The following is a 2,798-nucleotide window of genomic DNA, read 5'->3' on the forward strand; positions in this document are numbered from 1 at the left end:
ATACGCCAGGGGGCCGGCAACCGCGCCGACCACGGCACCGCGCAAAAACGGCCGACCAGCCCAGGCCAGGCTATGGCGCAAACCGCTGGCCAGCACCAACCACATCGATGCCAGCCACAAGGGTAACGGCCAGGCATGAAAATCAAATACGCCAAAACTGCCAAGCAGGCTGTCCAGCAGGCAGCCAGCCATGGTTACGCGTAACAGCGCCCACGCTTCTGCCCGCGGCTGTGTGCATGTCCACAGGTGTAGCGCCAGGCCCACAGGTACCAGCACCAGAATCCCAGGTGTGCTGGCACCCCATATGCACAACCACCAGCCCAATTGCAGCCACAGCGCATTGGCAATCTGGCCGCGGGTAACCATCACGCCGGTACAGGCAGTGGCGCGCGACGCGCGTTCGGCGCCGCCCACAACAGCTGCGCCACGCCAATGGCACGCTCCTCGAAACCGCCCTGGCAGTAGCACAGATAAAACTCCCACAGGCGCTGGAACGTCTCGTCATAACCCAACGCCGCGAGCGCGGCGCGCGACTGCTTCAGGTTGTCGTGCCAGTGCCGCAGCGTCAGGGCATAGTCGACACCGAAATCCTCCATGTGAACCAGGTTCAGCGCGGTCTGGCGGCTGGCCGTATCGACCAGCACGCTGAGCGAGGGCAGGGCGCCGCCGGGGAAAATATAGCGCTGGATGAAGTCCACCGAGCGCCGTGCCTGGGTATAGCGCTGGTCGCGAATGGTGATCGCCTGGATCAGCATCAGGCCATCGGGCTTGAGCAACGCTCCACACTGGCGGAAGTACGTGGGCAGGTAGCGGTGGCCTACAGCCTCGATCATCTCGATCGACACCAGCTTGTCGAATGTGCCGCGCAGGTCGCGGTAGTCCTCCTGCAGCACCGTGATCTGCCGCTCCAGCCCCAGGTCTTTGACCCGTTGCAGGGTATGGCTGTATTGCGCCTGGGACAGGGTGGTGGTGGTGACCCGGCAACCATGATGGCTGGCCGCATGGATGGCAAGGCTGCCCCAGCCAGTGCCGATCTCCAGCAGGTGGTCTTCCGGGCCCAGTTCAAGCTTCTCGCAGATGCGTTGCAGCTTGCGAAGCTGGGCCTGTTCAAGGGGTTGGTCGGGGTGCTCGAACTGGGCAGCCGAGTACATCATGGTCGGGTCCAGCAGCTGTTCGAACAGTGCGTTGCCCAAGTCATAGTGGGCCAGTATGTTGCGTCGCGCACCGCGCTTGCTGTTGCGGTTGAGCCGGTGCAGCAGGCGCAGGGCGGGCCGGCCCAACCGCGCCAGGCCCCCTTCCAGGGCGTCTAGCACCTCGAGGTTGGCGACGAACAACCGCGTGACCAGGGCCAGGTCCGGGCTGCGCCAGTAACCATGGATATAGCCTTCACCGGCACCGATCGAACCATTGCTCGCCAGCAGGTTCCAGGCAGCATCATCGAGAATTTCCACCTCCGCCTGCAAGGCACTGGCGGCATCACCGAAGGCCCATTGTTGCCCATGGCAGAGCACACGCAGGTGGCCATGGCGCAACTTGCCCAGCTGTGCCAGCACAGCGTTGCGCGCCAACGCGCCCAACCAAGGGGCGATGCCTGCTGACTTGCTAACGCTCAGGGTGGGATTGGACATGATCGGAGTCCTCGCAAGGTTGGCCAAGTGCCAGGTCAGCCTGGCTGGCGGTGTGGTCGTGAATAGGCGTGCGCTTGCAGAACAGGCGCAGGGCTTGCCAGTAGATGCCCGTCAGGGTGCGCAGGCTCATCCAGGGGAAGGCCAGGATGTAGCGGTGCAAGGCGGGGCGGTCCAAGGGTTGGCGCCGTAGTGCCAGGTCGGCTTCGAAGACCTTGTGGCCGCTTTGCCAGTTTTCCATGTGGATGCGCACCCGGCTCTCGTCGAGGTGGAAGCGCAAGCGGTAGTCCATGTCCAGCGGCATGAACGGCGACACGTGAAAGGCCTTGCTCACCGCGAACGGCTGCGCCAGCCCGCCCTGTACGGGCAGCACATAGTGGAAGCGCTCTCGCCAAGGGGTGTTGCGTACTTCCAGCAGGATTGCCGCCAGGTGCCCATCGCGGTCGTGGCAGAAGTAGAAACTCACCGGGTTGAACGCCAGTCCCCAGCAGCGCAGCTGGGTCAGCAGGCGTACCGGCCCTTCCGGCACCTGGCCCGTGGCCCGGCCCACCAACCGCCGCGCGGCGCCGGCCAGCGATTGCCCTTGGCCGGTAAAGGCCGGCAGGTAATCGGTTTCACGGAAGCTCAGCGGCGCCAGGCGCGAGCGCCGTAACCAGCGCGACAGGGTCATCAGCCAGGCTTGCTCGTCCAGGTCCAGGTAGAACATGCCGACCCGGTAGCGGAAGGCGTGCGGCCGCGGGCTCAGGCGCCGGTGGCTGAGCCAGCCCAGGCACAGACCGCTGTTCATAGCTGTTCCCCGAAATGGCTGGCCACCTGCAGCGCGCTGGTGACGCCGTCCTCGTGAAAGCCGTTGCCCCAGTAGGCCCCGCAGAAATAGCTGTGCTCACCGCCTTGCAGCTGCGCATGGCGGGCCTGTGCGGCCAGCGCCGCCAGGCTGTATTGCGGGTGGGCGTAACTGAAGCGGGCGATGATCTGGGCGGGGTCGATCAGGGCGGTCTGGTTCAGGCTCACGCAGAACGTTACCGGCGCCTGCAGGCCTTGCAGGATATTCATGTTGTAGGTCAGCGCGGATGGTGCCTGACCGTCGCCGGCCAGGCGGTAGTTCCAACTGGCCCAGGCTTTGCGCCGGCGGGGCAGCAGGCGGGTGTCGGTGTGCAGCACCACATCATTGTC

At 65.0% G+C, this 2,798-nt stretch carries 3 protein-coding genes and 1 pseudogene; all 4 read right to left on the reverse strand.

What is annotated here, in order from left to right:
- A partial coding sequence (locus APH30_RS26710) for a DUF2878 domain-containing protein (RefSeq protein WP_256222149.1) occupies window positions 1-366 on the reverse strand: 366 nt, incomplete at its 3' end.
- Window positions 366-1,628 carry a cyclopropane-fatty-acyl-phospholipid synthase family protein gene (locus APH30_RS26715; protein ID WP_054914215.1) on the reverse strand — a complete coding sequence of 421 codons (1,263 nt, stop codon included), beginning with the start codon at window positions 1,626-1,628 and terminating at the stop codon, window positions 366-368. The genes APH30_RS26710 and APH30_RS26715, both read right to left, overlap by 1 nt.
- Window positions 1,603-2,412, reverse strand: a complete 810-nt coding sequence (locus APH30_RS26720; RefSeq protein WP_054914216.1) for a DUF1365 domain-containing protein — start codon at window positions 2,410-2,412, stop codon at window positions 1,603-1,605. Before APH30_RS26720 ends, APH30_RS26715 begins: the two co-directional genes overlap by 26 nt.
- Window positions 2,409-2,798 (reverse strand): annotated as a pseudogene (locus APH30_RS26725) (FAD-dependent oxidoreductase); the annotation flags it as partial. The gene APH30_RS26720 and the pseudogene APH30_RS26725, both read right to left, overlap by 4 nt.

This window comes from Pseudomonas sp. NBRC 111127 (genome assembly GCF_001320345.1).
GTDB classification, from domain to species: domain Bacteria; phylum Pseudomonadota; class Gammaproteobacteria; order Pseudomonadales; family Pseudomonadaceae; genus Aquipseudomonas; species Aquipseudomonas juntendi.